General features: G+C 60.8%; 1 pseudogene. It reads right to left on the bottom strand.

Annotation, left to right across the window (positions count from 1 at the left end):
• Positions 1–1,660: pseudogene (locus RN01_RS34470) on the bottom strand (chitinase); the annotation flags it as partial.

Genomic DNA, 1,660 nt, shown 5'->3' with positions numbered 1-1,660 from the left:
TTCTGCTCGGCCTCATGCTGGACTTGCGGCCCGGTTCGTGTCTCAATTTCCTGGATAAGGTGCCTCCACTTGACCGGGTTAGCCCATTCGCTTTCGTGTTTGATAATCAGGCGTGACATGCGCAGCGCGCGCCACGGATCGTTGGCGGCATCGCACAACTCATCCGCCGCCTGTCTGCCGTCCCCGGTGGCGTAAATGGCCCGATATACCCTTGCCATCAAGGGACTGAGTTTGGCGAGTGCGCCTGGAGCGGGGACATCGGCACCCAGTGAGTAATCGACATACGCCTTGGTGGTGGCGAACATCGTATGTGTCGGATCGTGCGGCTCGTCGAAAGAAGCGTCGAAGTCAATCCAGGCCTGCGCAAATTCGCGGGTCACCCGGCCGCCGGCAAAACTCTGCTCGCGCACCCAACCGCTGACGACCCGGCTTCGCACATCCGCACTGTCCACCTTCCACCACGGCCGCTTCTGGTTGTCTGTACCCGGCGTGGTCTCCATGACCTTGTTGTCCTTCAGTTTGGCCAACCCGGCCAATGACAGCACCTGGATGACGCCGGTCTGCGGGGCGTCTTGTCCTTCGTTGAGGGCGGCCTTGTACAGCTTGGTCTGCCTGGCAATCCGCAGAATAGTTGGCTCGCTAGGTAGCCCGAGTTGCTTCCAACGATCGGGAAAGGGAGAGTGTTGCTCAATCCAGGCGCGACCTTCTTGGAGGAATGGCTTGATGGCGTCGCCGCAGAAGACCTCGATATGCACCATCTGATTCGATATCTGCTGACCCAACGAGTCATAGCGGCCCAGGTAGCCGATCAGGTCGCCTGCTTTGATGGGCACCGGTTGGGGTGGCACCACCACTTGGTCCAACATGGAGTCAGGCATGACCGCATCAGCTACATAGCCACCATGCTCCTTGCCCAGGAACGCCCAGCCACCGACCGCAGCAGATGGCGCGACGTGCGCCCCCACAGTCGGCGGATACGGCTGTGTCCCGTGTATATCCTTGATCTTGCCCCAATCGCCCGCGCGTTCGCTGATGCTGAACTGCGTACCTAGCGGCAGGATGCAACGGGGTGCGCCGTGCGGATGGGTGGCCCGGACCCTCAGGCCTTTCTGCTCCGACGGCGCAGTCACGCCGCGCGGGCTGACATGGGGCTTGTCCTGGGCATATTCTGTAACCTTGAATTCCGGAGTCCAGTAAGCTGGCTTGGGCAGTGTCGCATCGCTCTCGTACCCAGCGAGGTCCTGCAGATGCATGTACAGGCTGAAGAACGTAAGTTTGGTGCCCCTGGGGAACTCCATCGCATGGCGCACCAGGGCAAAGCCCGTGCTGTAGGGGGCACTGAAAGCTGGCTTGCCGTTTTGCGCAGGCAGTTCGCTGATGGGGTAGCTGCGATTCAGGCGCCATGCGACCACGTCACCGTCGGCGATGCAACGCACACCGCCTTTCAGGTCAAGGGCTTGGCCGGCGCCAGCTTCCGAAATGTGGATGCCACCGTGCCACATTCCCTTGCTGCTGAGGGAATACGTCCCGGATGGCTCGTTCTTCAGGATTCTGTGAAATTCGTGCTCGTCCGTAATCTCGACGGATGCGGTGCCATTGCCCTTCTTGCGGAACGGGAACGTGAAGCGCAATGGCTTCAGTGGTGGCAGAGACGGGGTCG

Origin of the sequence: Cupriavidus sp. SHE (genome assembly GCF_000812445.1) — a bacterium.
Classification (GTDB): domain Bacteria; phylum Pseudomonadota; class Gammaproteobacteria; order Burkholderiales; family Burkholderiaceae; genus Cupriavidus; species Cupriavidus metallidurans.
The sequence above is the reverse complement of the archived record's forward strand: the minus strand, read 5'-3'. Positions and strand labels throughout refer to the sequence as shown.